The 981-nt window shown below is 38.5% G+C and carries 2 protein-coding genes; both read right to left on the bottom strand.

Annotation, left to right across the window (positions count from 1 at the left end):
- On the bottom strand, nucleotides 1-179 hold a 179-nt coding region (locus tag N1032_RS28625), incomplete at its 3' end, for a hypothetical protein (RefSeq protein ID WP_456319122.1).
- An 84-nt stretch (nucleotides 180-263) separates the two neighbouring features.
- Nucleotides 264-981 (bottom strand): hypothetical protein (locus N1032_RS23885; protein ID WP_259542919.1); only part of this gene is annotated, 718 nt, incomplete at its 5' end.

Genomic DNA, 981 nt, shown 5'->3' on the forward strand with positions numbered 1-981 from the left:
CCATTCTTATTATACAGTTCTTTAGCCTGTTTAAGAATTTCTTGTAGTTGACCTTGGGCTGGTTTCCATGGATCGGCTTTTTGGACGGTAGTGGTCCCGCCACCACCGCCTCCTTTCTCTGGAAACATCGGCTCTTCACCGCGGATTTTACGCGCTAATGAAAAAATATGTAGAGACATCGATGTACTCCTTAAGTAAAATTTTACACTAGTATATATGGTGTAAACGGTATTTTATTTACGCCCTACTAGATGGTTGACAAATCAACTGAACACGAACAGTTCATCAAATACTACGTTTGCTGTACCAGTATAATTAACAATACCACCAAACATCTTAATAGGAGCAGGAAATGTTGTAGTGGATGGAATTATCTGAGTCAGGATCTGAGGTATCGTATTATTAACTACATGCCAGTTAGATATCATAATCCTGCCATAAGGTTTACTTAATGTAGTGAAACCAGGTGGATGTTTTTTCAGTGTAAGGATAGTTGCATCCACAGTGGTTAATGCTGGGTTTAAATGAATATTTCCTCTCAATTCTATTGAGTTTACACCCATCTTCATAAAAGCTTCCCCAGTTGCGATTGTAGCACCAGCAGGTAAACTAAAATATTCAGCAAACAAAGGATCTGTATGTGGAATCCATTTATTTAATTTATCAGCATATGCTTCAGCGGCTTTCACCGAATCATCGACATACTCTTTGGTAGTTAAATCTGTATCAGCAACAGGAGTAATACCTTTTACAACTCCAGTGAAAGAAGCAGCACCATCAACATTCAAATCACCTTTCAGTTCAACACTCTTAGCAGTGATTGGTAATGGATTAGATCCTACGTCAATGTGATCAAACCCACCAGCATTCACTGTCATAGTAAGTTGCTTAGTTTGAATTAACCAAACACCACGAACAGAGTTTGGACGGACTTCAGTTGTAGAATTTCTACCATAAACACCAGTTGTACCATCACCATTT

The sequence above is a fragment of the Herbiconiux daphne genome (assembly GCF_024979295.1).
In the GTDB taxonomy this organism is placed as follows: Bacteria; Actinomycetota; Actinomycetes; order Actinomycetales; family Microbacteriaceae; genus Herbiconiux; species Herbiconiux daphnes.